General features: G+C 40.3%; 21 protein-coding genes. 13 read left to right on the forward strand and 8 right to left on the reverse strand.

Annotated features, from left to right (window positions below):
* The first annotated feature begins 189 nt into the window (after positions 1–189).
* A complete protein-coding gene (locus tag AHMF7605_RS06185) occupies positions 190–1,965 on the forward strand; it encodes an LTA synthase family protein (protein ID WP_146153524.1) in 1,776 nt (591 codons plus the stop codon).
* Positions 1,966–2,223: 258 nt separating this feature from the next.
* Complete coding sequence (gene mtaB, locus AHMF7605_RS06190) at positions 2,224–3,549, forward strand: tRNA (N(6)-L-threonylcarbamoyladenosine(37)-C(2))-methylthiotransferase MtaB (RefSeq protein WP_106927484.1); 1,326 nt, start codon at positions 2,224–2,226, stop codon at positions 3,547–3,549.
* 9 nt (positions 3,550–3,558) lie between these two features.
* Here mtaB and AHMF7605_RS06195 read toward each other — a convergent pair whose 3' ends face one another.
* On the reverse strand, positions 3,559–4,212 hold the full coding sequence (locus AHMF7605_RS06195) for a hypothetical protein (RefSeq protein ID WP_106927486.1): 654 nt from the start codon (positions 4,210–4,212) through the stop codon (positions 3,559–3,561).
* A 443-nt stretch (positions 4,213–4,655) separates the two neighbouring features.
* On the opposite strand from AHMF7605_RS06195, the gene AHMF7605_RS29630 reads away from it, so the two are divergent.
* Complete coding sequence (locus tag AHMF7605_RS29630; protein WP_158267457.1) at positions 4,656–4,808, forward strand: hypothetical protein; 153 nt, start codon at positions 4,656–4,658, stop codon at positions 4,806–4,808.
* Between the two features lie 44 nt (positions 4,809–4,852).
* Complete coding sequence (locus AHMF7605_RS06200; RefSeq protein ID WP_146153525.1) at positions 4,853–5,161, forward strand: hypothetical protein; 309 nt, start codon at positions 4,853–4,855, stop codon at positions 5,159–5,161.
* Here the strand turns inward: AHMF7605_RS06200 and AHMF7605_RS06205 are convergent.
* The 3 genes from AHMF7605_RS06205 to AHMF7605_RS06215 all read right to left on the reverse strand — a co-directional run bounded on the left by AHMF7605_RS06205 (position 5,158) and on the right by AHMF7605_RS06215 (position 9,333).
* A complete protein-coding gene (locus tag AHMF7605_RS06205; protein WP_106927490.1) occupies positions 5,158–6,690 on the reverse strand; it encodes an ATP-binding cassette domain-containing protein in 1,533 nt (510 codons plus the stop codon). The two genes, AHMF7605_RS06200 and AHMF7605_RS06205, sit on opposite strands and share 4 nt — an antisense overlap.
* 95 nt (positions 6,691–6,785) lie before the next feature.
* Positions 6,786–7,649, reverse strand: a complete 864-nt coding sequence (locus tag AHMF7605_RS06210; protein ID WP_106927492.1) for a hypothetical protein — start codon at positions 7,647–7,649, stop codon at positions 6,786–6,788.
* Between the two features lie 112 nt (positions 7,650–7,761).
* Entirely contained in the window at positions 7,762–9,333 is a 1,572-nt protein-coding gene (locus AHMF7605_RS06215; RefSeq protein WP_106927494.1) for a hypothetical protein, read from the reverse strand.
* 596 nt (positions 9,334–9,929) lie between these two features.
* On the opposite strand from AHMF7605_RS06215, the gene glgP reads away from it, so the two are divergent.
* Positions 9,930–11,582 carry an alpha-glucan family phosphorylase gene (gene glgP / locus AHMF7605_RS06220; RefSeq protein WP_106927496.1) on the forward strand — a complete coding sequence of 551 codons (1,653 nt, stop codon included), beginning with the start codon at positions 9,930–9,932 and terminating at the stop codon, positions 11,580–11,582.
* Positions 11,583–11,976: 394 nt separating this feature from the next.
* Positions 11,977–12,522, forward strand: a complete 546-nt coding sequence (locus AHMF7605_RS06225) for a DUF1003 domain-containing protein (protein WP_106927498.1) — start codon at positions 11,977–11,979, stop codon at positions 12,520–12,522.
* Between the two features lie 6 nt (positions 12,523–12,528).
* Here AHMF7605_RS06225 and AHMF7605_RS06230 read toward each other — a convergent pair whose 3' ends face one another.
* Positions 12,529–13,767, reverse strand: coding sequence for an ABC transporter permease (locus tag AHMF7605_RS06230; protein ID WP_106927500.1), 1,239 nt, complete (start codon positions 13,765–13,767; stop codon positions 12,529–12,531).
* Positions 13,768–13,919: 152 nt separating this feature from the next.
* Here AHMF7605_RS06230 and AHMF7605_RS06235 point away from each other — a divergent pair, with 152 nt between their 5' ends.
* Positions 13,920–15,185 carry an asparagine synthetase B gene (locus AHMF7605_RS06235; protein ID WP_106927502.1) on the forward strand — a complete coding sequence of 422 codons (1,266 nt, stop codon included), beginning with the start codon at positions 13,920–13,922 and terminating at the stop codon, positions 15,183–15,185.
* 269 nt (positions 15,186–15,454) lie between these two features.
* Positions 15,455–16,219, forward strand: coding sequence for a hypothetical protein (locus AHMF7605_RS06240; protein WP_158267458.1), 765 nt, complete (start codon positions 15,455–15,457; stop codon positions 16,217–16,219).
* Between the two features lie 117 nt (positions 16,220–16,336).
* On the opposite strand, the gene miaE is transcribed toward AHMF7605_RS06240, so the two are convergent.
* The 3 genes from miaE to lpxK all read right to left on the reverse strand — a co-directional run bounded on the left by miaE (position 16,337) and on the right by lpxK (position 20,183).
* Positions 16,337–16,948 (reverse strand): tRNA-(ms[2]io[6]A)-hydroxylase, encoded by a 612-nt coding sequence (miaE, locus tag AHMF7605_RS06245; protein WP_199200203.1) that lies wholly within the window; start codon positions 16,946–16,948, stop codon positions 16,337–16,339.
* Between the two features lie 237 nt (positions 16,949–17,185).
* Positions 17,186–19,105, reverse strand: coding sequence for a putative porin (locus tag AHMF7605_RS06250; protein WP_158267459.1), 1,920 nt, complete (start codon positions 19,103–19,105; stop codon positions 17,186–17,188).
* Between the two features lie 31 nt (positions 19,106–19,136).
* Complete coding sequence (lpxK, locus tag AHMF7605_RS06255; protein WP_106927508.1) at positions 19,137–20,183, reverse strand: tetraacyldisaccharide 4'-kinase; 1,047 nt, start codon at positions 20,181–20,183, stop codon at positions 19,137–19,139.
* A 76-nt stretch (positions 20,184–20,259) separates the two neighbouring features.
* On the opposite strand from lpxK, the gene AHMF7605_RS06260 reads away from it, so the two are divergent.
* The 5 genes from AHMF7605_RS06260 to miaB all read left to right on the forward strand — a co-directional run bounded on the left by AHMF7605_RS06260 (position 20,260) and on the right by miaB (position 25,936).
* Positions 20,260–21,357, forward strand: a complete 1,098-nt coding sequence (locus AHMF7605_RS06260) for a Nif3-like dinuclear metal center hexameric protein (RefSeq protein ID WP_106933365.1) — start codon at positions 20,260–20,262, stop codon at positions 21,355–21,357.
* Positions 21,358–21,364: 7 nt separating this feature from the next.
* Positions 21,365–22,099 carry a zinc ribbon domain-containing protein gene (locus AHMF7605_RS06265; RefSeq protein ID WP_106927510.1) on the forward strand — a complete coding sequence of 245 codons (735 nt, stop codon included), beginning with the start codon at positions 21,365–21,367 and terminating at the stop codon, positions 22,097–22,099.
* A 183-nt stretch (positions 22,100–22,282) separates the two neighbouring features.
* Entirely contained in the window at positions 22,283–23,566 is a 1,284-nt protein-coding gene (locus AHMF7605_RS06270) for an anthranilate synthase component I family protein (protein ID WP_106927512.1), read from the forward strand.
* Positions 23,567–23,618: 52 nt separating this feature from the next.
* Positions 23,619–24,260, forward strand: a complete 642-nt coding sequence (locus tag AHMF7605_RS06275; RefSeq protein ID WP_106927514.1) for a hypothetical protein — start codon at positions 23,619–23,621, stop codon at positions 24,258–24,260.
* A 245-nt stretch (positions 24,261–24,505) separates the two neighbouring features.
* Positions 24,506–25,936: a tRNA (N6-isopentenyl adenosine(37)-C2)-methylthiotransferase MiaB gene (miaB, locus tag AHMF7605_RS06280; protein ID WP_106927516.1), complete on the forward strand. Its 1,431-nt coding sequence runs from the start codon at positions 24,506–24,508 to the stop codon at positions 25,934–25,936.
* Positions 25,937–25,957: the final 21 nt, after the last annotated feature.

Below are 25,957 nucleotides of genomic sequence, written 5' to 3' on the forward strand. Positions count from 1 at the left end.
TTCAAAAAAGCATCTTTTTAGAGTAAAATGATTAATTTTTATTGGCCAAATTTTAAAACCTGTTTTAATGCCCTTTAAGTTGCAAATTTAAAATAAAATTATATTTGCCGGGTGAAACCAGCTTATCTCCGACCTCTCGTTTACTTTCTTTTTTGGCTTCTGGTAGGAGTCCTTATTAAGGCCCTTTTTTTGGGGTACCATTATTCTAAAACCGACGGGCTTACCTATATCGAAATTGTTAAGGTATTTCTTTATGGGTTGCGGATGGATGCCTCTTTTGCGGCTTACTTGTGTGCGTTTCCTTTTATTTGCTTTCTGCTAGAAGGGTTGTTAAAGAATTTACGATTATCCAGCCTGGTAAATGGCTACACTTTCCTGTTAATTCCGGTGGTTGCCGCACTAGTTACCGCTGATTTGGAAATGTATAATGCCTGGGGCTACCGGCTCGATGCAACCCCGCTGCAATATTTAAATACTCCTCGAGAAATGGTAGCCTCTGTTTCGGCCGCTCCTGTTTTTTTGTTAACCTTAGTATTTTTATTCCTGATTCTTTTTTTAGGATTTGTTTACCAAAGAATTTTTAGACCCGTTCTGGAAAAAAAAGTAAATACTACCTTCACTATGGGGGGCAAAATTGTGGCTTTTTGCTTTTTGGTAATTCTTATTATTCCCATGCGCGGCGGGCTCCAGCATATTCCTATTAACCAAAGCGACGTTTATTTTTCGAATAAACTATATGCGAATCACGCTGCTGTTAATTTACCCTGGAATGTATTGTACTCTTTAAACCGAAGAAATTATGCCCCCAAAAATCCGTATAAATATATGGCAATGGCACAGGCGCAAAAATACGTGGACTCGCTGTATACTTCGCCTGAATTACCGGCTAACGGCAGTAATTCTATTTTAAAATCTACCCGCCCTAATATTTTATTTATTATTCTGGAAAGCAATACCGCCAAATTGGTGGGCTGTTTAGGAGGAGAACCCGGGGTTACACCGCACCTGGACCAACTGGCCCGCGATGGAATAATTTTTACTAATATTTATGCCGGTGGCGACCGTAGCGAAAAAGGCTTAGTGGCTTTGCTAAGCGGCTATCCGGTACAAACTACCACTTCCATCATAAAACTACCTCGAAAAACGGAGCATCTTCCGCACCTAAATCAAATATTAAAATCGCAAGGTTACCAAACCAGCTATTATTACGGAGGCGAATTAGCCTTTGCCAACATAAAATCGTACTTACTTAATGCCGGCTATGATCGGCTAATAAGTAAATTCGATTTTCCGGCGAATACTTATAATTCCAAATGGGGTGTGCACGATCATGTTTTATTAAACCGCTGGTTAGCCGACCTAAAAACGGAAAAGCAACCTTTTTTTTCAACTCTGTTTACTCTTAGTAGCCACGAGCCCTACGATGTGCCTATTCCAGCAAAATTTGCCGGTACCGACGAAGCCACCAAGTTTAAGAATTCCATGTATTATACCGATCAGTCAATCGGTAATTTTATCCTGGCAGCTAAGAAACAAGCTTGGTGGAAGAATACTTTAATTATTATGGCCGCCGATCACGGGCACCGGTTCCCCGGCGATGACCCTAATTTTAAACCCAGTAAATTCCGGATACCGTTTTTGCTTACAGGTGGGGCATTAAAGCAAGCGTACCCACCCGTAAATACAATTGGTTCCCAAACGGATATTGTACCAACTGTGCTCCACCAATTACATTTACCCACCGAACCATTTAAATGGGGAAAAGACCTCTTAAACCCGGCGGTGAAGCCTTTCGCTTTTTATGTGTTTAACGATGGCTTTGGTTTTGTAACTCCTTCCGGTACCATTACTTTCGATAATATTTCGAAACAAGTAATTTCCAGCGACCCTGCCGTTCCGAAACAACAATTAAATTACGGAAAAGCCTATATGGAGCTTTCGTTTGAAGATTATCTGAATAAATAGTTGTTAGTTGTTGATTGTTGGTTGATAGTTCACAGACCACAGTTGGTTTATTAGATTATAAATTATTATTCCATTCAATTCTGAAACGGTAAATCTTTCAACTTTCATAAGAACAAAGGAGCACTTATTTATAAAGCAACAAAACAGTAAATCTATAAACTGTTATATAATTAAAACCTATGGTCTGTGGACCATGGATTGTGGACTATCAACTAACAACCAACAACTTTCAACTATTTTTACTATTTTTGCGGCGCAATGAAAAAGGTGGCTTTTTATACGTTGGGTTGTAAACTGAATTTTTCGGAAACTTCTTCTATTTCCCGGATTTTTCAGGAACGGGGTTTTGAAAAAGTAAATTTTGAAGAACAGGCAGATATTTACGTAATTAATACGTGCTCGGTAACCGATAACGCCGATAAAAAATGCCGGAAAGTGGTAAAAGAAGCTCTGAAACATTCGCCGAATGCCTTTATCACCATAGTGGGCTGTTACGCCCAATTAAAACCACAGGAAATTGCAACTATTCCGGGGGTAGATGCCGTACTGGGCGCCGCCGAAAAATTCAGGTTAGTAGATATTCTGGAGGATTTTGTAAAGAAAGAAAAAACTCAGATACACGCCAGCGCTATTTCGGAAGTTAATACTTTTCATAATGCCTATTCGTTTGGCGACCGGACACGTACTTTCTTAAAAGTGCAGGATGGTTGTGATTATTCTTGCACTTTTTGTACGATACCACTGGCGCGAGGCAAAAGCCGCAGCCATACTGTAGCCTCGGTAGTAGCTTCGGCCAACGAAATTGCCCAAAGTGGGGTGAAAGAAATTGTGCTTACCGGCGTAAACCTGGGCGATTTTGGTATTGTTCCGGGAGTAGGCCGTCAGGAAACTTTTTTTGATTTAATTAAACAACTCGACCAGGAAGTAAGCAACATTGATCGGTTTCGAATTTCTTCGATTGAACCGAACTTGTTAACGAACGAAATAATCCGGTTTGTAGCAAGTTCCCAGAAGTTTGTCCCGCATTTCCATATTCCGCTGCAATCCGGCTCCGATAAAATTTTAAAATTAATGCGTCGGCGCTATTTGCGCGAGTTATACGCTGAGCGGGTAACGGCCATTAAAGCCTTAATGCCGCATTGCTGCATTGGCGTAGATGTAATTGTTGGTTTTCCCGGCGAAACCGAAGCAGATTTTCTACAAACGTATACTTTCCTGAACGAATTAGATATTAGCTATCTGCACGTTTTCCCGTATTCAGAACGCCAAAATACCAAAGCTATTGAAATGCCGGGCAGCGTACCCCTTGCCGAAAGAAATCGTCGGGCCAATATGCTTCGCATTTTATCGGAGAAGAAAAAACGTAACTTCTACGAGCAACACGTTGGTTATGAAACTACCGTGCTTTTTGAAGCCGATATCACCAATGGATTGATGGAAGGATTTACGGATAATTACATCCGGGTACAAGCGAAATACGATCCTATTTTAGTAAACGAACTTAAGAAAGTACGCTTAACGAAAGTAAATGCAGTAGGCTTAATGGAAGCCGAAGAAGTATTTGCCGAAGTTTTCCAGCACTAAACATTTTCTTTAATAAGGTATTTTCGAAATAGGAGTTTCTGGCTCTATCACTCTTTTGTTAAAACCCTTATCTAACCGGAACCGCAAACCAAAAGATAAACTTATCAGGCTCGGGTATCCGGGCACAAAGGTGGTAGAGAAATCTATGGTATCGGTTAATTGGTAATTATACTCTAACTCGCCGGCGTACGGAATAAATTTATATTGCCAAAAAGATTGGGTAGTGCCATTAAAAAAACCGGAATCCTGATAATCAGGTAATCGGTACCAGTTACGCCGGTAGATGAAGGTTGGTCCAAGTCCGCCGTTAAGTGAATGCCGTCTATTTTGGAAAATAATGGCTCTAAGTCCGATGTGCGTAAAACCACCTAACTGCGCGGCACAATCGGTGTAAATTGCCTGTATCCCTTTAACCGAAAATTTTTGCGGTTTCCAAAATTGCTCATAAGAAACCATGCCCCCCAAATTAAAAACCAAATACCCTTTTTTATCCGGATTAAGCGGCATAAGCGGAGCATTAGGATCTCCTTTCGGATGTAGACTAAGCCCAAAATATTTGATACCCCAGTATTGTTGTGCCCAGGTGTTTTTATATATTCCTAAGCATAAAATCACCAGCGTATAACAAAACTGCTTTTTGAAATTTTTTAGAAATTTTTCCATCAAACAAATAAGCTTTGAGGCTTTTGATGCCAGGCTTTGATCTCTCTAAAAGGCTCCATTATTTTCTAAATTTCTCTACTAAGATTAAAAAGAGCAACCATATACTAAAGGCTGTTCAACTTTTAAGAACAAAATAAAGCTATACTTAACTGCTTTCTTTTTTTGCTTAAGTATAACCGCCATTTAACGCAAAAGTTCTGTTTAGTGATTTTTAAACAACAAAAAAAACGAAAGGTAATTTATTTGCCTACGCGATGGTGTTAGTTTTTTAAGTTAAATAGAAGACTGGACAATGGCATTTCTCGTCAAAGATTTAGGTTTAATACTTTCTCTAATATGTTAGGTATTAACCAAGGTACTATTTTCTTTCGCCAATCATTCAAAAATCATTTTACTTCCAGGAGCAGTATAACTTGGGTAAACTAAAGTATGAGGTTGGAAAAATGGCGAGGTCGGGAGATTATAATTTAGAATTATGGACTATTATTCCGGAAGGTGTAGATAAAGGTGCGGAGGCTTTGCGCATTCAGAGAAACCGTGGGGAAATTATAGCGCGGCTGCATGTAGCAGTTTCTGAAAAAGCGGTTTGGTCGTAATTAGCGCCGGCACCTTTAGCAGCCAAACATACCATACTAATTTGGTGAGCGCACTACGCCCTTTTCTGCTCTTGCACGGCTCCGCGGATGAAATTCTGCCGAATACTTGCTTCCGGGATATTTACGCGTGGGCCAAGGATTCTAAAGAAATAAAATTATACCTAATAGTATGGATTACCTTCCATAAGGTTGATTTAAAAAATTGCGCAAACCCGGTGGGTTTTATTTTATTCGGTAGGGCAGTTACTGACAGCGATTTAGTATTATACCCTGGCTGCCGGCGTGGTTTAGACGACTGCCAGGCAGAGGTAGATCAAGATTTATTAGTTTGGCTGCGGAAGACCCTAGGTTAATTGGTAATTCTGCTTTTTACCCGCCCCTGTTCCAGATACAGGTAATTGGGCACAAAATCAGGGATTTCGTGGGCGTAATGCGAAACCAGAATCAAAGTTGTAGCATTGGCGCAGTACATACGCAATAAATCAGTTATCTGAGCTATATATTCTGGGCTCAAACCTTGAAAAGGTTCGTCCCAGATAATTAATTCCGGATTTTTAACCAGTGACCGTAGCAACAAAACCAAGCGTTGTTCACCCGCCGAAAGTTGCAGAAAAGGTTTAGGTAATAAATCTGTGCGGTCGAAGAACGAAAAATGTTCCTGAATCAGGTGGGATTGTTCGTCGGTTATTGGCCTTGTCCGAACAAGCGTATCGGTAAAACCGGTGGCGACTACTTCCCGGCTGGTTAATGGTTGCCGGAAATATAAATGCAATTCCGGTGATACAAATCCAATCTTTTTTTTGATATCCCAGATGCTCTCGCCGGAACCTTTACGTCGGTCGAACAAAATAATTTTATTCGCAAATGCTTGGGGGTTATCGGCGTAGATTAAAGATAGCAGCGTGGTTTTACCCGAACCATTTGGCCCTACCAACGCCCATTTTTCACCCTTTTTTACCGTCCAGGAAATATCATCCAGAATTACTTTCTGCTGGTATTGTACCCGTACGTTGTCCATTTGAACGGCCACCTGGTAATCTTTCCCGGATTTTGGAAATTTACTGAAGTTAAGAGATGCTAAATTGTTTTCGGTTACATTATTAGCGGATACATTCTCCTGTAAGACTTCGTAAAATTCAGTTCGGGAAAAAAAACCTTTTATTTTAAAATCTTCCAGCCACAAAACATGCGTTATTTCTGCGGGCAAATCCGGTTGATTGGTAGCCAATAAAATCTGCGTACCTTTTTGGATTAACTCATCGATAATTTCTTTTAAATGTTGGCGCGACTCGGCGTCCAAGCCGGAAAAAGGATTATCTAGAATCAGTAATTTAGGTTTCTGCAGTAAAGCGCGGGCTATTTGTAATTTACGGGTTTGCCCGTTAGATAATTTAATAAGTTCAACCGGCAATAGCTCCTTTAGCTGCAACAAATTCGCCATTTGTTCTATTTCGGCCGGCGAACTATCGGTAGCCGCCGAGGTTAATAGCTCTTGAACAGTAGGGATAGCTATTTCGTTTTCCAGACTTTGGTAGCGTTGCTGGTAAAAAGACCGGCCATAATTAAAAAAGGAATGCTGTTGCTGAAAAGTAACTAAAGCGGTTTGGCTGCGGTAAGCAGACCGGTCTATCACCTGAAAAGGAGCCTCTGCTGTTGGCCGGATTAGTAACTCAAATTTTCCGGAACGTAAAGGCAATTGCCCCGCTAAAGCCGCCAGAAAAGTAGTTTTTCCGGAACCTACCGGTCCGTAAATAGCCCATTGTTCATCGGGTTGCAAGTGCCAGGATATACCGGAAAAAACAATTTGGTTTTGCCTATTAAAAGTGGCCTGTTCTAAATGTAACTGCAGCGACCCGGTTGAGGTCTTATTTAATGAATCCATTTAGTAATAAAAAATTGCGGAATTAAGGGCTAAAACAGTAAAACCGCAATTTAAAAAGTTTACGGATAACTCAGCAGAGCACTTTAAAATTGGATTTACTTGCGCCGGTAAAAATTTAAGTTTACTGATTGCGTAAATCCTTTCTCGCTCAAAGTAAAAAAACCAGAATTATCGGCAGCAAAAGTTACTGCTTCGCCCTGTGGCTCTAATTGGTATGGTATATTGATGAAATCTTTTAGCAGTGCATCTAACAAGGATTCACTGCCCTCCCGGCTAGTATAATACATGCTGGTATAAGTTTTTAATAACACTTCCTTTCCATCCGCGGAAGTAGCCGCGCTCACAATACCCGTATACTTGGTGGAGCCTTCCAAGGAAACGGCATTTATTCCGTTGTAATTATAAGGAAAAGCCAGTTTGTAAATGCGGGAAGGATTATCTTGTTTGGTTATTATATAAATGTCTTTGGTTTCCGGATCAACCACAAAAGCTTCCGCATCGTGGGAACCATCCGGGTACTTAAACCGGATGGTTTTTATATTTCGAATAGTATCTTCCGTAAGAGTTGGTTCGGTAAAGTGGTAAAAAGCATATTCCGGGTACACCTTGTTATTATCGCCGATATCGCCCATGTACAATTCATTGCCCAACCGGGCCATATCTTCCCAGTCGCGGTTTACCACTCCTTTTAGGTAAATTTGCCTAGCTACAATTCCATTGTGGTTTAATAAAAATAATTGCGTCGGCCGGCCGCTGTCTTCGTGGACCCACAGGTATCCGGGATTAACTTTACTATCGGCAATCCCCGAAGTTTCTTCTATCAAAGGCTTTACGGCGTGTGATTCCGGAGATTGTTCAAATTCAGCTGTTTTAGTAATGGGTGACTCGGGCAAATTATCGCAGGCAGAAAGAACACCCGTAAAAAGGAAAGAAACAGAATAAAAAAAGTACTTTATCATTTTCCGGTAATTAAAACAACCAAATGGATTCGCGGCTTTTACCTATTATATCAGCATCTGTAATAAAATTAATAGAATACATTTTTACATAGCTGAGTAATCTGCCTACATACTATTCCGGGTTAAAATCTTTGAAGGTTTTAGCAATATTTTCGTTGGTAGCCTTGTTTTTATTTTGCCAGCTGGAATCCAGTTCTAAGGCCACCAAGCCTCGCAAGCTCAGTAAGGCTACCAATTCATCCCGATCGTTAATAAACTCTGGCCGTCTTCGCGAAGATTTAAGGCCGTATTTTCGGGCAAAAATATCTCCTTTGGTTTGCAGCTCATTACGCTTCTCCATTATATAATTTAGGCGTTCTACCAGGTCTTTGGTCGAGCGGCCAATTACTTCGGTGGCTTCCAGAGTGCCAATGGTCATGACCAGGGTACCGCCAATAGTAGTAATTTTTTCGGTAGTATTTGGTACTTCTATTACTAAAGGCGAAATACCGGTGCCCGCTCCCAAAGTAGCACTGGTAAGCGAACGGGCTTTCTTGCCTTTCCGGGCTTTGTTGTATTTACGTTTTAAATCGTTTTCGGCCACCTTCAACTGCTCTATTAAATCCCAGGTTCTTACCAACGAGGAGCGGTATTCCTGATAGAGTTTCCGGTCACTTTCTGCTTCGTTTACCGCGTTTAAAATAGAAAAAGTTACGGTGCGTTCCTGCTGTTTATTGGCTTTATCAATGGCAAAAAAAGTAAGGTTAAAAGAAATAGAATCCAGCGGATCTTTCACAAAATCGTAACCGGGCCGCCAGATAAATTCATATTGCGAAGGAGAGTTTTTCACCAAGGCACTATTAGGTACCAGGGAGCTCTCGGAACGGAAACTAAAGGTAGTAATATCGCCTTCGCCGTTCGGGTCATTTAATTGCAGTTTTAGGTTAAGGGTGGCATCTTCTTTAAACCGAAATCTTTTTTCCGATGGAATTACCAGAATACTGGGCGGTAAATCTTGTTGGGTCACTTCCATCCGGAACTGACCTTTCGTACGCGCTTTTCCCGGTTGATCTTCTACGTAAAATTCTATAACTAAAGGATTAGAGCGCAATCTGTTAAACTGGTTAGTGGAAGGTTTCCAGGTAAACTCTCCTTGCGCCGATAACTTAGCTCCTTCCGGCATACTACTTTCTATTGGCACAAAAACTACTGGATCATTATCACCGTCCTTAATAGCGGATGATTCGATTGTATACGTGTTGGTAACATCGTATTTCACGTAAAAAGGTTTTAATTCTCCCATACTGGGAGGCTGGTTTACGTGCTCCACTTTTAAATCAATTACTTGCTTTACCCGCTCGTCTTTTTCGTTTCTTGCCTCAAAAAGTAACTGCACCGTGCGGTCCTTGGCCAGGCGATCAACAAAATCAAAGCTTGGAGTCCAGGAAAAATGACCTAGAGTGTCAAAATACATTTCTTCCATCCTACCTGAAGTAAGAGAATAGAGAAAGCGAGTACCGGTGCCGCCAACTGCTTTTACCTCAAATTGTAAACTTTGGCCTTCTTTTACTACATTCCATCCCGGCTGATTTGGAAAAATAAGCTGAAGCGGGCTAAGGCTTGCCGTTTGAGTAGATCCTTGTTGGGCGTATGTATGTGTTAAGAGAAAGAAAACGGTAGAAAAAAGAAGAATACTCTTTTTCATGAAAGGTTAACTGATTTATCGGTTTTAAAGGTAACAAAGACTTTAAAGGTAAAAAAGCAATCGACTGAATATTGCATCTCCGCTCATCATTAATCCATATTTAGTTTAGCAAAATGCAAAAACCTAAACCAGTTTATTATTTGTACAGTAGAAAAGCTTCAAATTATGTTGTCGGGCAAAACGAATTTTTAATAACTGCCAGGCTTACCTTTGAATCACAATCGGGTTTTAGTTTATAATTTACCTAATGTTATGGTTTAGTAAATTTTGTTAGCCAACAACCTGTCAATCATCTATTTTAACTAAACACCTCTAACAAACACTTATTTTTAAGCCACCTTACCGGTTGTAAGTAAAAATCGACGTGTATTCAACGCTTAACATTTAAATGAATAAACGGCATACCCGTTTAAAAATAAACTGGCTACCAGATCCGCGCCCCTGTCCTTACGTTCTAAAAATCAGAAACTTTAGGAATTAATATTTAACTGACTGCGGCGGCAATCAAATTACTTTATCTATATTTATCTTTTCACTAGAATACCTTTTGGTAAAAAAATTGTCCAACTTAATTAGTTATTACTAAATAGAAATTTATGAAATTCTCTGACCTACAGCCATCCCCTACTTACGATAACGCCTATAAAACCCGGGTGGCTTATTTTTCGATGGAGTTCGCTATTCATCAGCCTTTAAAAATATACTCCGGAGGCTTAGGCTTTTTAGCTGGTTCGCACATGCGCAGTGCTTATGAATTAAAACAGAACTTAGTTGGTATTGGCATCTTATGGAAATACGGCTACTACGATCAAATCCGGAAAGACGATCAATCCATGAACGTACTTTTTCAAGAAAAGCTTTACTACTTTGTGAAAGATATTGGCCTGCGGTTTCAAATTGATATAAATAACACACCGGTAACGGTAGCAGCTTATTACTTGGCGCCGGAAGTCTTTGACACGGTTCCCATGTTTTTCTTGTCCACGGACCTACCCGAAAACGATTATCTGGCCCGCACTACCTCGCATCATTTATACAACGCTGATACCGCCGGAAAGGTGGGCGCCAGCATTTTACTGGGCGTAGGTGGGGCTAAACTACTAGACTTACTGGAATATAACGCCGACATATACCACTTTAACGAAGCGCACCCCTTACCGGCCGCCTTTTACCTGTACAATAAATTTAAAAACCTTGCCGAAGTAAAAAAACGAGTAGTATTTACCACGCACACTCCCGAAGAAGCCGGGAACGAAAAAACGGACATTCATTTATTAAACAAAATGAGTTTCTTCTGCAACACCCCGCTCGAAGAAGTGCGCCAAATATCGGGGGAATGGGGTAATATTTTTAATCATACTTTAGTCGCTCTCCGGATGGCGAAAATTGCCAATGGCGTATCTAAAATGCACGGGGAGGTAGCCCGCCAGATGTGGAATTCTTATCCGGATATTTGTCCGATTTTACACGTTACTAATGCTCAAAATTGGTGCTATTGGGCAGACGCCCGCTTATACCAGGCTCTGAAAGTCGGCGATGATGAAGCTTTTCTGAAACGTAAAAAACGCTTAAAAAAACAATTGTTTGAAGAAGTAGCGAACCAGGTAGGCGACATCTACAAAGAAAAAGTTTTAACCATTGTGTGGGCCCGCCGCTTTGCCGGTTACAAACGCGCTGATTTACTCATGCGCGACTTAGCCCGTTTTGAAAGGTTAGTTACCAATGAAAAATATCCGGTACAGATTATCTGGGCGGGTAAACCTTACCCGATGGACTATGGCGCCATTGGTACGTTCGACCGGTTGGTACAGGAATCGAAAAAATTCCCGAATTGTGCGGTAATGGTGGGCCACGAACTTAAATTATCTAAATTATTAAAAGGCGGCGCCGATATATGGTTGAATAACCCTCGCATCCGGAAAGAAGCATCGGGTACCAGCGGCATGACGGCCGCCATGAACGGCGCTTTAAATTTTTCTATTCCGGACGGCTGGATTCCGGAATTTGCTCAACATGAACACAATAGCTTTATTGTGCCCGCCGCGGAACCAGGATTGAGTGAATTTGAAATGGATGAATTTGACCACGGCAACATTATGGATATGCTGGAGAATGTAATTTTACCCATGTACTACGAACAACCCGATAAGTGGCACCAAATGGTAAAAAACAGCATGACCGAAATTATTCCGGCTTTTGAGTCGGGTAGAATGGCTGATGAGTATTACCAAAATATATATAATGCGTAACTAAAATTTTCTTTCTTACTAAAACTTAAAAACCCGGTGATACATCTATATTGCCGGGTTTTTAAGTTTTAGTCACCGAAAGTTTAGGTAAATATTAAATTTAATATTCAGCCTAAATTTTTATTTGGACGAAGTACTTCGATTAAAAATCTAAAATTTACCTTTATTTAAATCCTCCAAGAACGTCTGCCTTTCAAATCTTTTAGTCTTTATTTCTTATCTATCATTTTCAATTTTTGAACGGGACAAAGCACTAATTATTTAAGTAAGAAATAAAACTTCAAGTTTAAACAAGCATTTATAGAAAAAATGAAGAAATCCGTATTTAACCGGGTAAATAACTTTTAAAACTGCCGTAAAAGATTTGGTTAAGAGTTAATGGAAATATCACCTAATGAATTCAGATAAAAATCAACCAGGAATTAAATCCGGCATGGCGCAAATTGTGGAGCGCAATATTAAAGCTTTGCTGGACCGCCGGCAAAAAGATGCGGCTAACAAATCGTGGCAGGACAAAATGGCCGATGCCGTTACCCGCTTTACCGGCAGCATGACCTTTGTTATTATCCACTTACTTTTGTTCGGCACCTGGATTCTCTGGAACGCAAAAATTTTCCCGGTTAAACCTTTTGATCCTTCTTTTGTGGTATTGGCCATGTTTGCCTCGGTAGAGGCTATTTTCTTATCTACGTTTGTGCTGATTAGTCAGAACCGGATGGCGGCTTTAGCGGATAAACGCGCCGATTTAGATTTGCAAGTAAGTTTACTGGCGGAGCATGAAATTACGCGATTGATTACCTTAGTTACCGAAATAGCGCGCAAAATGGATATTGAAGAAGCGCACGATCCGGAAATCACGGAATTAGCCCAGGATGTTCATCCGGAAAAAGTATTGGATACGATGGAGGAGAACGAAGAAAAATATTCAAAGGAAAATTAAACTTGCTTACTCGTAACGCAGCGATTCAATGGGGTCGAGTTTAGAAGCTTTAAATGCAGGATAATAACCCGATAATAAACCTACTACCACGCAAACCAGTAAGCCTACCATCACCCAAAGCCAAGGCACAATAAAAGTACCATTCCCAACTAGTGAGGCCACTCCGTTACCCATTAATACGCCAAATAATACCCCGGCAATGCCACCTAAAAAGCAAATTACAATAGCTTCAATTAAAAATTGTTGCCGTATTTGCTTGGCCGTAGCGCCCAAGGCTTTCCGGACCCCAATTTCGCGGGTGCGTTCCGTTACCGAAACCATCATGATGTTCATCAACCCGATAGAAGCGCCCAGTAAGGTGATAAAGCCCACTAAAAACCCACCAACTTTTAAATAACCAGTAATTTCATTCATGGATTTTAACATGGAATCGCTCCGGTTGATTTCAAAAGAATCTTCCTGCCCTAAAGCATCTTGCCGCACCTTGCGCATAATACCAGTAGCTTCGGACATGGCAAAAAACAAATTTTCCTTTTTTAAAATCGCCGTTTTTATTTCGTAGGTAAGCGCTTTTTGCCGGGGCATTTGATTGCCCGTTACTAAAGGAATAATAATCAGGCGATCGGCTCCGCCCCCACCCATGTTGTTGCCACTTTTTTCCAGTTGACCCACTATTTTAAATCGCCGGCCCAACATGTAAATCGACTTGCTAACGGCACTTTTCCCTTTAAATAATTTTTCGTTGATCTCGTTACCTACAATAGCCACATTGGCCCCGTTTTCCAGTTCACTCGCTGAAAAAGGCCGACCGGTTTGTACGTTATAATTTTCGTTGACCAGATAATTTTCATCGCCGGCCGTAACGTTTATGTTAGGATTCGTTTTAATATTCCCGTTTTTAACAATAGTAGCCCCCGAAATAAAAGCCGCTAAACTTACCCGGGCTTCTTCGCCGGATATTTCTTTGTAGCGACGCGCCTGCAAATACGTGATGGGTGGGTAAATTTTCCCTTGGCGGCCATTTTGCTGGTAACGATTGGTATACCCTTTGGCCACAATATCAAAAGAATTGGCGCCTAACGAAGAAAAAGTTTGGTCAATAGAATATTTAATGGAATCAACGGCCGTTAATATTCCTACCAACGACATAATACCAATGGATACAATAAGAGCCGTTAATACCGTCCGAAGCAGATTGCTTTGAATGGAACGTAAACCTTCTTTAATATTTTCGATAAAATTCATGGTATACCCAGATTTTTGCAACCTGTTTCCGGAGGTTAACCGTTAAAACTACTTCGGGTTAGTTGGGATAAATATAAGCGCAAATTCGAAGAAGTCCTCGTTTATAAAGTTTAATTTGTGTAAGTTACAATAGTTTATCAATTTATAATTAAATGGTACATAAGTTAATAAGCACCTGGGTGCTCCTTATTTTTATTTCGTTTCGCGGGCTGGCTTCGCAGGTGCTTATACCCATGGACGAATCTCAAAAAGATCACTTAAAATCTTACGGACTTGCCTACTGGGTTTTACAACAACAAGTAGAAGTTGACTGGCTTTTGAATTACAAAGGCGGTTCTTTTGCTTTTGCCCATAATCCTAAACTAGAGAACGAAATGGTAGTACGCGGGATTACGTACCAGGTAATTTCCGACGCGCAATACAATCAGGTTTTATCCCAGATTGCTTCTCCGGAATCGAACATGGACGTAATGAAGTTGGAGAAAGTGCCTAAAATTGCGGTGTACTCGCCTAAAACCAAACAACCCTGGGACGATGCCGTTACGCTGGTACTTACTTACGCCGAAATTCCGTACGATGTAATTTACGACGAAGAAGTAATGCAAGGGGTCTTACCTAAATACGATTGGCTGCATTTACACCACGAAGATTTTACGGGTCAGTACGGCAAATTTTACATGTCGTACCGCAATTATCCCTGGTACATTGCGCAGCAACAAGAATCGGAAGCTACGGCTAAAAAGTACGGATTTAATAAAGTAACGCAGTTAAAGCTGGCCGTGGTGAACAAGATAAAAGAATTCTGCGTGGGTGGTGGGTTTATGTTTGCGATGTGTTCCGCTACCGATACGTATGACATTGCCCTGGCAGCAAACGGATTAGACATTGTAGAAGCTATGTTTGATGGAGATGCGGCTGATCCGGGAGCGCAGCAAAAATTAGATTTTACCAAAACCTTTGCTTTTAAAGATTTTACGATTAGCCGCAACCCGTACGATCCGGAATTTTCGAACATTGATAACCAACAACACGAGCGCGGTTTAATGGAAAGCAACGACTTTTTTCAGTTGTTTACCTTCTCCGCCAAATGGGACCCAATTCCTACCATGCTCACCCAGAATCACGAGAAAACCGTTAAAGGATTTATGGGTCAAACTACGGCTTTTAAAAAACAGTTAATTAAGTCGGATGTAATTATAATGGGCGAAACCAAAGCCGCTAACGAAGTTCGCTACATGCATGGTACCTTAGGTAAAGGCACCTGGACTTTTTACGGCGGCCACGACCCGGAAGATTACCAACACCATGTCGGCGAAGAACCCACCGATTTAGCGCTTCATCCAAATTCTGCCGGCTACCGCTTAATTTTAAATAATATCCTTTTTCCGGCTGCCAAGAAGAAAAAGCTTAAAACCTGACTTTAGTTGTTGGTTGTTAGTTATTAGAGTAAATTATTACTTTGAAAACCACCCACTAACAACTGATACTGGATATTTGTTTGTAGAAAAGCCGGTTTATCCGGCTTTTTTGTTGAACTCAAAAGTACTAGTAAACTCATATTACAATTCTGAATACCAATACATTGAAAGTAAAATTACCTTGACACAGACGTCTAAAATTCGGCAATTCTTGTTTGGGTTCTGCGGATGTACAATTATCTTCAGGAATACCTAAAACCACTTTTACCGTGCGCCTGAATAATTTATCTTTCCTTTTACTTTTAATCTTTCTTTGGTTTAATTTTTCCTGTTCAGTTATAAGCCACAATTCTGGTTACGATGCTAACCCGGTATTTACGCCTTTTCACGAGAAAGCTGGCGAAATAAAAGCTAGTGCCGGCTATGGCCGCGTATTAGGTATTCAGGCTAATGCTTCTTATTCGCTGTCTAACCATTTTGCCTTAATGGGAGGTGGCGTTTATAACCATCAGACTATTTCTACGGTCGGCTTTTTTAATCCGGTTTACTTTAAAATGAAAAGTCATTATGCCGAAGGCGCTATAGGTTATTATTTCTCTCTGCCAGGAAAAGTATTTACGCAGGTAGAAATATTTGCCGGTTTAGGAACCGGTGTATTACATAAAAAAACAGATTCTGATCAGGATTTTTCGAGTTACCAGGAATGGAGAAGTAAGTTTAAAAAACCTTTCTTGCAGATTTCAGTCAGGAAATCAGCGGCTGATAATTTAGAAGTAGGTTTCGCTAACCGCTTATCCGTTGTAAGATTCCGTGCATTAAACTATACTGCTTACGCCGATACAGCCAGGTATAGAAAAATAGGTACTCTGATAACAGAACCCGTACTTGTAGTAAGTTACGGAAAACTTTTAAAAGCTACTTCGCAAATGGGAGTAGCTATTCCCCTGACAAAAGCTTTAAAAACTTCTTCCGGCACAAGTTTTTCCAATGCCAGTATACTTTTCCAACTCGGGATAAAGTACACTTTCAGGTAAGTAATCTGATGTGTTATCTTTCTTGGTTTGTTCTTAAAGAGAAAGTTAATTTTTTTAATTAACTGGGGATGTATTTCCAAAAATCTAACAACTAGCACCCAGCAACTAACAACTTAACTAATGCATCCGATCCGGGCGGTGTTCCAGATTTTTGATAATGTCGGCTTCAATTTTAAGCAGTTCTTGCAGACGAGCATCTACTACTTCGGCGGGCATATATTCTTTGGCTAATTTTACAAAACTAACGTAATGTCCGGCTTCGGAAGCCATTAATTCGTAATAAAATTTTTGTAAACCTTCGTCAGGAATATTTTTCCAGAGCAGTTTAAAGCGTTCGCAACTCCTAGCTTCAATCAAGGCATTTACCAACAAATGGTCCATTAATTGGCGTTCGCGCTTATCGCCTTTCCGAATGTGTTTGCTTAATTCGACTACGTACTCATCCGGCCGGTTACGCCCCAATTCATAACCTCGTTTTTTTAACTCGTCCAGCACCCGTTCAAAATGGCCCCATTCTTCGGCTACCAAAGCCGTCATCTCGTCAACTAATTTGCTTTTATCCGGATATTTTACAATTAAGGATATAGCCGAGGTAGCTGCTTTTTGTTCGCAATAAGCATGATCAATTAAAATTTCCCGAATATTTTTCTCGGCTATGTTTACCCAACGCGGATCGGTAGGTAGTTTTAATTTCAGAATAGTTTTACCAGGGTTGGTTGCTTCTTCCATAAGTTGGTTTTAAAGTTGGAAGGTTAGAAAGTTAAAAGGTTATTTTTAGTTGAAAGATTAAAAATTTTCAATTTATTATGATAAATAGGTATGTTCTGCGATTCAGTTAAATACTATTTTCATTAATACCTTATTGTGGGTTCGTAAGAGATTCCTAAATAAATTTCGTTAATACCTGTAAATGGTAACGATTAGTTTAACTTTTCAACTTTGTAACCTTCCAGCTTTACAACTAATCTAATCAAAAAACATCCAGCGGATACCAAAGGTCAAATTCCGGGGCTGACCTAAATAGATGGGAGTAGTAAAATACCCGTCTTGCGGAATACCTTGGTTCACGTGGGCCATTTTCACAAAAATATTAAGGGATTTTATATCTGCCGTTATAAAAGCATCTACTATCGGGTAAGAAGGAATTCTAAAATCATTTTGCAGATAAAACTGCTGGTTAGCCGGCATGTAGGCATCGGCGTAGTACTTATCTTGTAAAAACATTTCAGCGCCTACTTGCCCATAAAGCACTTTCTTAAATAAATGGCCTTCAAAATAAACTTTAGAATTGACCATCCATTTCGGTACCCGAATTATCTCGGCTTTGGAATTATCGGTATAATTAAAAGTATTATCCATATGGAAAATATTTAAGGCCAGATGATGGTGCAAACTTAAGGTATATAGTTGCAACTGCTGACCTGTTTGGGCGGGAAGGGCCTTGGTATCAAAATAAACGTAATTTTGAATGTTGGTGCGGGCAAACTCCAGGTTTAAAGTATTATGAAACAAACTACCTTCCACGCGGACACTAGTCCGATCGGCCACGGTGTTCCGGAAATCATTTTTCCAGTCAAAATGATTCGATAATATCCGTTGTTGCGTGTAAGTCGGTGAATACGACATCCGGGATTGCGCCACCGTTAAGAACTTTAAACGAAGGGCGGCCTCTAGCCGATAATCTTTAAATAATTGGTACTCGCCGGAAGTGGTAATATTAAATATATCCCGGAATTTGAATTCTCCGTGACCGCCTAAAAAGTATTGTTTTAAATCATTTTTGTATTCTTCGTTAACAGAATCATTTGCCCGCAAAGGAAGAAATTGCTCTACGTTCAGTAACGTATTTCTGTAATTTACACTGCGTTGTTTAATGTATCCTTTAAAATAATGCAGTTTACTGTCGCTCATAATTCCGAAAGAATTCTCAAAATAGCGGAAATCTGCCGCGTCGCTGGTTCTTACTGAGTCATAGTATGTATTAGGGTAAAAATAAGTAGCGGCTCTTTTGCCGGTTGTATCATTCAGGTAAGCTAAGGCATTATCTTTAAAACGGTTAAACTGCGAAAAATAATCCAAGGTATGATACACTTTCAGGTGTTCTTTGGCAATGCGGTACACCTGACTCAGATGAACATTTTTGCGGTATTCCCGGTTAGAGGCCGTATTTAAATATACCTGAACATCACTGGTGCTGTACAAACTATCTAGGTTATCGTTATTCTGCGAGCTGCGCCTAATCCCCCCCGATTCTAACATTGCTTGCTCCGTATATCTTACGCTGGCAAATAAATGATACTTGTTTTCTTTGGTTTGCAAGTGCGTAAATAAGGTAATGCCGGTTCTTTCTACCTCCCGCGACCCCCTAATCTGACTGCTACCATAAAATTTTTCGCTCGAAATGCGCTCGTAGGTAAAGCCAACATTGGCGTTCTCGTTGATGTTTCGGCTAAATGTCCCGTCAAAAATTTGCTGACCGTTGCCCCCCTGCACGTAATTTAACCGCGAATAAGGCGACTTGGTATCGAAATAAACCTGGTTAGTTGGATTAAGATTGTACCGGTCAAAAATGGAGCGGCCGTACCGGGCGCCAATTTGGTCGGGCAAGGTAAAAAGCAAACGTTTAGAGGGAGTAGCTAAATTGCCTAAATCCTGGTAAAAAGTAGTATCATGATACCAATTCCGCAGTTGCTGTAAGTTATTGAGGGTGGTATCTACCGTGGATAAATCGTAATTGCCCCGGAAAATTTCAGTTTCCCGGATTACCTTGGTGGTTTTGGGGCTATAAAGATTAACGGTAGAATCGTTTAGTATTTGCGCTTGAGCGGGGGAAAGTACTGAGAAAGCAAATAAAAACGAGGTTAAAACGGTTAGGATATACTTCACGTTCAAAATTAATTAAATTCCGGTTCTTTCTTTACCTCTTACCGGCCACATGGTTTAAAATAAGAGCGTTAAAACCTATTTGATCTTTTACAAAATTAACTTTTACCGGAATATAAAATAAAGGAATTGTCTTCCAGATGGCAGCTAAGTTTGGTTCAATAAGTTTAACGGCATCTTTTCGGGTAGTTATAACACTCACCGGCTTATCCTGAGCATAACGCCGCCAGTCTGATAAAATTTTCTCTAAATCCTTGATTGTATACGCGTGATGATCGGGAAACTGGTAATGGTGCAGAATTTCATACCCTTGTTGCTGTAAATACTCTTTTAAAGGTTTAGGTTGTGCAATAGCGGTAACTAATAAAATGGCGGTAGCCTGTTGCGTGTGGCTACTGCACGCTACTGGCTTCCCGTACACGTAATGGGTAAAAAATACAGGTACTGGCTTATTCACGTAGTGTTTAATTGTTTTTTGGATAGTATGTACTTCTTCCTTGGGCAAAAAAATTGGGCATTTGGTTACTACTACGGCATCTGCCCGGGCGGCGCCTTGCGGAAACTCACGCAACCGACCGGCCGGAAGTACATAATCCTGAAAAAATAATCGGGAATAATCGGTTAATAAAATATTGAAGGAAGGGCAAACTTTGCGGTGCTGAAAAGCATCGTCCAAAATAATAACTTCTAAATCGGGCTGACTTTGTAATAATTGCGCAATACCACTCACCCGATCTTCGGCTACGGCCACGCTTACCTGAGGAAAATCAAGATAATACTGAAAGGGTTCGTCGCCCAAGGTAGCAGCGGAAGAAGAAGAATTTGCCAACCAGAATCCTTTGGTTTGGCGCTTGTACCCGCGGCTGAGCGTAGCCAATTTTTTATCGGCGAGTAATCGTAGTAGGTATTCCACGTGCGGAGTTTTGCCCGTTCCGCCCACGGTTAAATTACCCACACTAATTACAGGTATGCGAAATTGAGTAGTCGAAAAATACCGACGATCGTACAATTGGTTCCGCACCGCCATTACCGCACCGTAAAGCAACGAAAAAGGATACAGTAAAAATTGGCTTACATTCATGTCCCTCGTAATTTGGAGCAAACTTAAAATTTTTACGGGCCAAAAAAAGGCTCACCATAAAATATCCCTTGCAACCATGACCAAAATTAAAGAAATAATAGCTCTGCTCGAAAAAGTAGCGCCTCTCTCCTACCAAGAAAGTTACGATAATGCGGGTTTGCAGACCGGAAACTCAGAAGAAACCGTTACCGGAATTGTAGTTACTCTGGATTGTACCGAAGCTGTACTGGAAGAAGCCCTAACGAACAACTGTAACCTAATTATTGCTCACCATCCGGTCATTTTTAAACCCTTAAAAAAATTAACCGGTCAGAATTCAGTAGAGAGAATTATAATAAAAGCTTTACAAACTAACCTGGCTATTTACGCCTGCCACACCAACCTGGACAGCATTTTAACCGGGGTAAATAATAAAATTTGCGAAAAGTTAGGTTTACAAAACCGGAAGATTTTAACTCCTAAATCGGGTTTGCTGCGCAAGCTCGTCACTTTTGTCCCCATCGAGAATACCGAAGCAGTGCTGCAGGCTCTTCATTTAGCGGGTGCGGGCAATATCGGGGATTACAAAAATTGCTCTTTTCAGGTTTCCGGAACCGGCAGTTTTCAGCCCACCGGTAATGCTAATCCGGCTATTGGGGAAATTAATAAACAGGAATTTGTAAAAGAAAACCGGATAGAAGTAATTTTCCCGGCTCCAGTAGAAGGTACTCTCTTAAAAGCTTTGCGCGATTCGCATCCTTATGAAGAAGTTGCTTATGATGTCATCCCGCTCACTAACGTAAACCAGGAAGTAGGTGCCGGTATGATCGGGGAATTGCCGGCAGCTTTATCCGAAAAAGATTTTATTCAGTATTTAAAACAAAGCATGAATCTTACGGTGGTGAAACACACCGGTTTTCGGTCAAAAAACATTAAAAAAGTTGCCGTATGCGGAGGCGCTGGCAGTTTCCTGATAAAAGAGGCTATTCGGCAACAAGCAGATGTATTTGTTACCGCCGATTTAAAATACCACGAGTATTTTGACGCCGAAAACAAAATAATCTTGGTCGACATCGGTCATTACGAGAGTGAAGTTTTTACAAAGGAGTTATTTTATGATATTATTACGAAAAGTTTTACTAATTTTGCAGTCTTGTTATCAAAAGTAAATACCAATCCTGTCAGATATAGTTAAGCACTACATGGAAAGTACCGTAGCTAGTAAATTAGAAGCCCTCATGAAGCTTCAGCAAATTGATTCCCAGTTAGATGAAATTAGACGCGTTCGGGGAGATTTACCGGAAGAAGTTAGGGATTTAGAAGATGAAATAGCTGGTTACGAAGTTCGGGTAAACAAATTTGATGAAGAAATAGAAAACCTAAATCAAACGATTGCCGCTAGAAAACAAGCCATTAAAGATTCGGAAAGCCTTATCCGGAAATACGAAGACCAACAATCTAACGTTCGTAACAACCGGGAGTACGATGCCATTACCAAGGAAGTAGAACTGCAAAGATTGGAAATTCAGATATCTGAAAAGAAAATTAAAGAAGCCTACTACCAAATTGATCAAAAACACAACGAAATTGCCGGTACGAAGCAAAGGTTAGAAGAGCGCCGCAAAGATTTGAACTCCAAAACCGGTGAATTAAACGTTATTGTTTCGGAGAGTGAAGAAGAAGAACGTAAACTACTCGCCGACCGCGAGAAAGCCGTTCAAAATATTGAAGATCGTTTATTAAATGCCTACACCCGTATTCGCCAGAACGTACGCAATGGATTAGCGGTCGTGACAGTAAAACGCGATGCTTGCGGTGGTTGCTTTAATACCGTTCCGCCGCAACGCCAGTCGGATATTGCTTCGCATAAAAAAATTATTGTTTGTGAGCACTGCGGCCGTATATTTGCCGATGTAGAGCAAAAAGCAGTTATCTAAGTCTTTCAAAAATTTATAGAATATTACTTAAAAGGATGGCTAATAGTCATCCTTTTTTGTTGATACCATTATGAAAGATACCGCCTCATTCTTTAGCCATTAAATTATATCTAAAGCTTTACATACATTTTTAAAATCTAGTCTTTTGGCTTAAAGTAAGATTTATAAGTTTTAATTTAGCTTATGTTCCAACAGGAATTTTCAGTGGAGGCCTTGCCTATAACTACAGGAGAGTTTAAACAAAAAGCTTTGTATTGGGCCGACTCGTTTCAGCAGGTAGCGTTTTACGAACCTAATCAAATTAAATTCCCGCACCAAGGCTTTCAAAATTTTTTAGCGGTGAGCAACGTTTTTCTGAACTTTGACCGGAATAATGCCTTAGAATCCTTGCAAACCGAAGTGGATCATTTGCAGCAAACCCTGTGTTGTATTCTTAGTTACGAATTAAAAAATCAAATTGAGCCTTTAACAACCAGCCACACCCATAAAATTAAATTTCCCATAATCCATTACTTTTATCCAGATATAAGTATAGTCTTCCGAGACAATATAATTACAATAATTTCAAAATCAGACGATTGTAACCTGGTATATAAAGCAATAGTACACACTACCATTCTTCCTAATAGTGCAGAATCTCCAATTCCAGTTAAACCAATTATTTCGCAGAATGATTATATCCAACGAGTAAACCAAATAAAACAACGCATTCTGGAGGGCGATGTTTACGAACTTAACTACTGCCAGGAATTTCAAGCGGAGGTAAATGAATTTCATCCGGTTACAACTTTTATAGCTTTAAACCAACTTTCGCCCATGCCTTTTGCCGGCTTTTACAAGGTGAATGATTGTTATCTACTTTGTGCTTCACCCGAACGTTTTTTAAAGAAATCAGGCAACACTTTAATTGCCCAGCCCATTAAAGGAACCATCCGGCGCGGCAGAACTGACTTTGAGGACAATCAATTAAAGCAGGAATTAGCTTCCAACGAAAAGGAAATTGCCGAGAATATGATGATTATGGATTTGGTGCGCAACGATTTGGCCCGCTGCTCCATAACTGGTTCCGTTAAAGTGGAAGAAATGTTTGCCGTGTACAGGTTTAAACAGGTGTTTCAAATGATAACAACCATCCGTTCCCAAGTAACTCCCGCTACCCGTTTAAGCCAAATCTTACGCTGTACCTTCCCGATGGGTAGTATGACCGGGGCACCGAAAATTCAAGCCATGCGCTTGATTGACCAGTACGAAGTTTTTGCCCGCGGATTGTACTCAGGAAGTATGGGTTATATTTTACCCAACGGTGATTTCGATTTTAATGTCGTTATCCGGAGTATTCAATATAATCGTTCCGCGAAGCATTTAACCTTTGCGGTGGGTAGCGCTATTACCTACGATTCTGATCCGGAAAAAGAATACGAGGAGTGTATTTTAAAGGCAGAAGCCATTCTAAATACACTGAAATAAATATATATTATTGGCATAATATTAGTTATGAGTCAAAAAACCTGATTCATATATGAAAAAAATTCTACCTATTTTATTATTAAGCGGTTCTATTTTCGTTACTGGTTGTGCCTCTTCATTTAAAAGTATTAATCCGGAGAAAGTTTCTTACACCTACACCAACAAAGAAGCTGCGGTGCAGTACTCTTATGCCTATGATGTGTTAGCTATGAAAGGGAACCGGAAATACGTTAAAAAAGAGCGGAAGCATGGCTTGCGGGTGGTTGCCGTTAAAATTGTAAACACTACCGATCAGACATTGCGGTTAAACGATAATTTAAAATTATTAGTAGGCAACAACCAAACTGTACCGGTAAACCCGGTAATTGCCGCGAAAGAATTAAAACAAGGAGTACCTATTTACTTACTTTATATGCTTTTAAACTTTACGGTAGGAGCTACCCAAACTACTACTAATGGGGTAACTACCACTACCGGAGGCACCTATATTCCGAGCGGCCCGTTTATTGCCGCCGGTAACATGATAGTAGCCGCTTCGGCTAATAAAAATCTTAAAACAGAACTCTTAAAGTATAACTTAATAGATAAAAATATTGCTCCCGGGGAAACTGCTTTCGGCTTAATTACCTTGCACACTTTGTCGGCTGATCCTATCCGTTTTGAAATTAATACCGCCGAAGTAAGTAATAAATAAGGTAATATACTTTTAGGTTATTATGAAAACTTTTCAACTTGGTAGATAATAGCCATTTGTTTGATGAATACTTTTTGGTAAAATGAGTATTTAGTTTTTAATTTTTATTCTTGAAAGAATGCCAGGTAAATAAATTACCTGGCATTTTCGTTTAAATTAAGTATTTACCCGCATTATAATTTATATAACTGCCATTCTGTCATTCTAAATAAAATTTGTAAATTTGCCCTCTCTAAAATAATAGCATGAACAACTTAGTGGTAGATCTGGATTTTATCGATAACCGGACAGCGGAACAAGCCGCTTGCGAAACGAAAATCAGCGCGGAGACGAACACCGGTAATTCCCGGAAATTATATATTGAAAGCTATGGCTGCCAAATGAATTTTTCGGACAGTGAAATAGTAACGTCTATCTTATTTAAAGAAGGTTTTGACACTACGGCGGATATTAACAAAGCCGATGTAGTTTTTCTGAATACCTGTTCCATTCGCGAAAAGGCCGAACAAACCGTCCGTCACCGCTTGGTGCACCTCAATGGTTTACGGAAACGTCGGCCGGGTTTAATAATTGGCGTTCTGGGTTGTATGGCGGAGCGGTTAAAGAAAAACTTCCTGGAAGAGGAAAAGATTGTAGATTTAGTGGTAGGTCCGGATGCTTACCGGGATTTACCTAATCTCATTAACGAAGTAGATAATGGCCATAAAGCCGTCAACGTACTTTTATCGCGCGAAGAAACTTACGCCGATATCAACCCTATTCGTTTAAATTCTAACGGCGTTTCGGCTTTTGTGTCCATTATGCGCGGATGCAATAACATGTGTTCTTTTTGCGTAGTGCCTTTCACCCGGGGTCGCGAACGGAGCCGCGACTCTTTTTCCATTATCCGCGAAGTAGAAGAATTGGTGGCGAATGGATTTAAAGAAGTTACTTTATTAGGGCAAAACGTAGACTCTTACCGGTATACCTCCGAAGACAGCTCCGTAGATATAAATTTTGCTGGTTTATTGGCAAGGGTGGCGCAGGTAAGTTCCGATTTACGCGTTCGTTTTTCTACGTCGCACCCGAAAGATATTACCGATGAGGTATTGTACACCATAAAAAAGTACGACAACATCTGCAATTACATTCATTTGCCGGTACAAAGTGGTAATTCCCGGATTCTGGAACTAATGAACCGTACCTATGACCGCGACTGGTACCTGAACCGGGTAGATGCTATTCGTCGGATTTTAGGCGAAGACTGCGGGATTTCCTCGGATATGATAACCGGTTTTTGTTCTGAAACTGAAGCAGAACATGAGGATACGCTTTCTTTAATGGATTACGTTCAATACGATTACTCGTACATGTTCTATTATTCTGAACGCCCAGGCACCTTGGCGGCCCGTAAACTGCAAGATGATGTACCGTTGGAAGTAAAAAAACGCCGGCTGGCCGAAGTGATAGAAAAACAGCGTCAACTTTCCCTTCAACGGAATCAATTAGCTTTAAATCAAATTCACCGGGTTTTAGTGGAAGGATTTTCTAAAAAATCGACAGAATATTTGAGCGGGCGTAACGATCAGAACAAAGTGGTAGTATTTCCTAAAAAGAATTACCAGAAAGGTGATTACGTGAACGTTCAAATAACGGATTGTTCGGTTGGCACTCTAATAGGCGAAGCAATTAATTAGTCGATAGTCCACAGACCGCTG

The sequence above is a fragment of the Adhaeribacter arboris genome, assembly GCF_003023845.1.
In the GTDB taxonomy this organism is placed as follows: Bacteria; Bacteroidota; Bacteroidia; order Cytophagales; family Hymenobacteraceae; genus Adhaeribacter; species Adhaeribacter arboris.

What these genes read in the sequence shown, in the direction of transcription:
- mtaB (WP_106927484.1), top strand. Translation starts at nt 2,224, where the DNA reads ATGAAAAAGGTGGCTTTTTATACGTTGGGTTGTAAACTGAATTTTTCG.
- AHMF7605_RS06195 (WP_106927486.1), bottom strand. Translation starts at nt 4,212, where the DNA reads ATGGAAAAATTTCTAAAAAATTTCAAAAAGCAGTTTTGTTATACGCTG.
- AHMF7605_RS29630 (WP_158267457.1), top strand. Translation starts at nt 4,656, where the DNA reads ATGGCGAGGTCGGGAGATTATAATTTAGAATTATGGACTATTATTCCG.
- AHMF7605_RS06205 (WP_106927490.1), bottom strand. Translation starts at nt 6,690, where the DNA reads ATGGATTCATTAAATAAGACCTCAACCGGGTCGCTGCAGTTACATTTA.
- AHMF7605_RS06210 (WP_106927492.1), bottom strand. Translation starts at nt 7,649, where the DNA reads ATGATAAAGTACTTTTTTTATTCTGTTTCTTTCCTTTTTACGGGTGTT.
- AHMF7605_RS06215 (WP_106927494.1), bottom strand. Translation starts at nt 9,333, where the DNA reads ATGAAAAAGAGTATTCTTCTTTTTTCTACCGTTTTCTTTCTCTTAACA.
- glgP (WP_106927496.1), top strand. Translation starts at nt 9,930, where the DNA reads ATGAAATTCTCTGACCTACAGCCATCCCCTACTTACGATAACGCCTAT.
- AHMF7605_RS06225 (WP_106927498.1), top strand. Translation starts at nt 11,977, where the DNA reads ATGAATTCAGATAAAAATCAACCAGGAATTAAATCCGGCATGGCGCAA.
- AHMF7605_RS06230 (WP_106927500.1), bottom strand. Translation starts at nt 13,767, where the DNA reads ATGAATTTTATCGAAAATATTAAAGAAGGTTTACGTTCCATTCAAAGC.
- AHMF7605_RS06235 (WP_106927502.1), top strand. Translation starts at nt 13,920, where the DNA reads ATGGTACATAAGTTAATAAGCACCTGGGTGCTCCTTATTTTTATTTCG.
- miaE (WP_199200203.1), bottom strand. Translation starts at nt 16,948, where the DNA reads ATGGAAGAAGCAACCAACCCTGGTAAAACTATTCTGAAATTAAAACTA.
- lpxK (WP_106927508.1), bottom strand. Translation starts at nt 20,183, where the DNA reads ATGAATGTAAGCCAATTTTTACTGTATCCTTTTTCGTTGCTTTACGGT.
- AHMF7605_RS06260 (WP_106933365.1), top strand. Translation starts at nt 20,260, where the DNA reads ATGACCAAAATTAAAGAAATAATAGCTCTGCTCGAAAAAGTAGCGCCT.
- AHMF7605_RS06265 (WP_106927510.1), top strand. Translation starts at nt 21,365, where the DNA reads ATGGAAAGTACCGTAGCTAGTAAATTAGAAGCCCTCATGAAGCTTCAG.
- AHMF7605_RS06270 (WP_106927512.1), top strand. Translation starts at nt 22,283, where the DNA reads ATGTTCCAACAGGAATTTTCAGTGGAGGCCTTGCCTATAACTACAGGA.
- AHMF7605_RS06275 (WP_106927514.1), top strand. Translation starts at nt 23,619, where the DNA reads ATGAAAAAAATTCTACCTATTTTATTATTAAGCGGTTCTATTTTCGTT.
- miaB (WP_106927516.1), top strand. Translation starts at nt 24,506, where the DNA reads ATGAACAACTTAGTGGTAGATCTGGATTTTATCGATAACCGGACAGCG.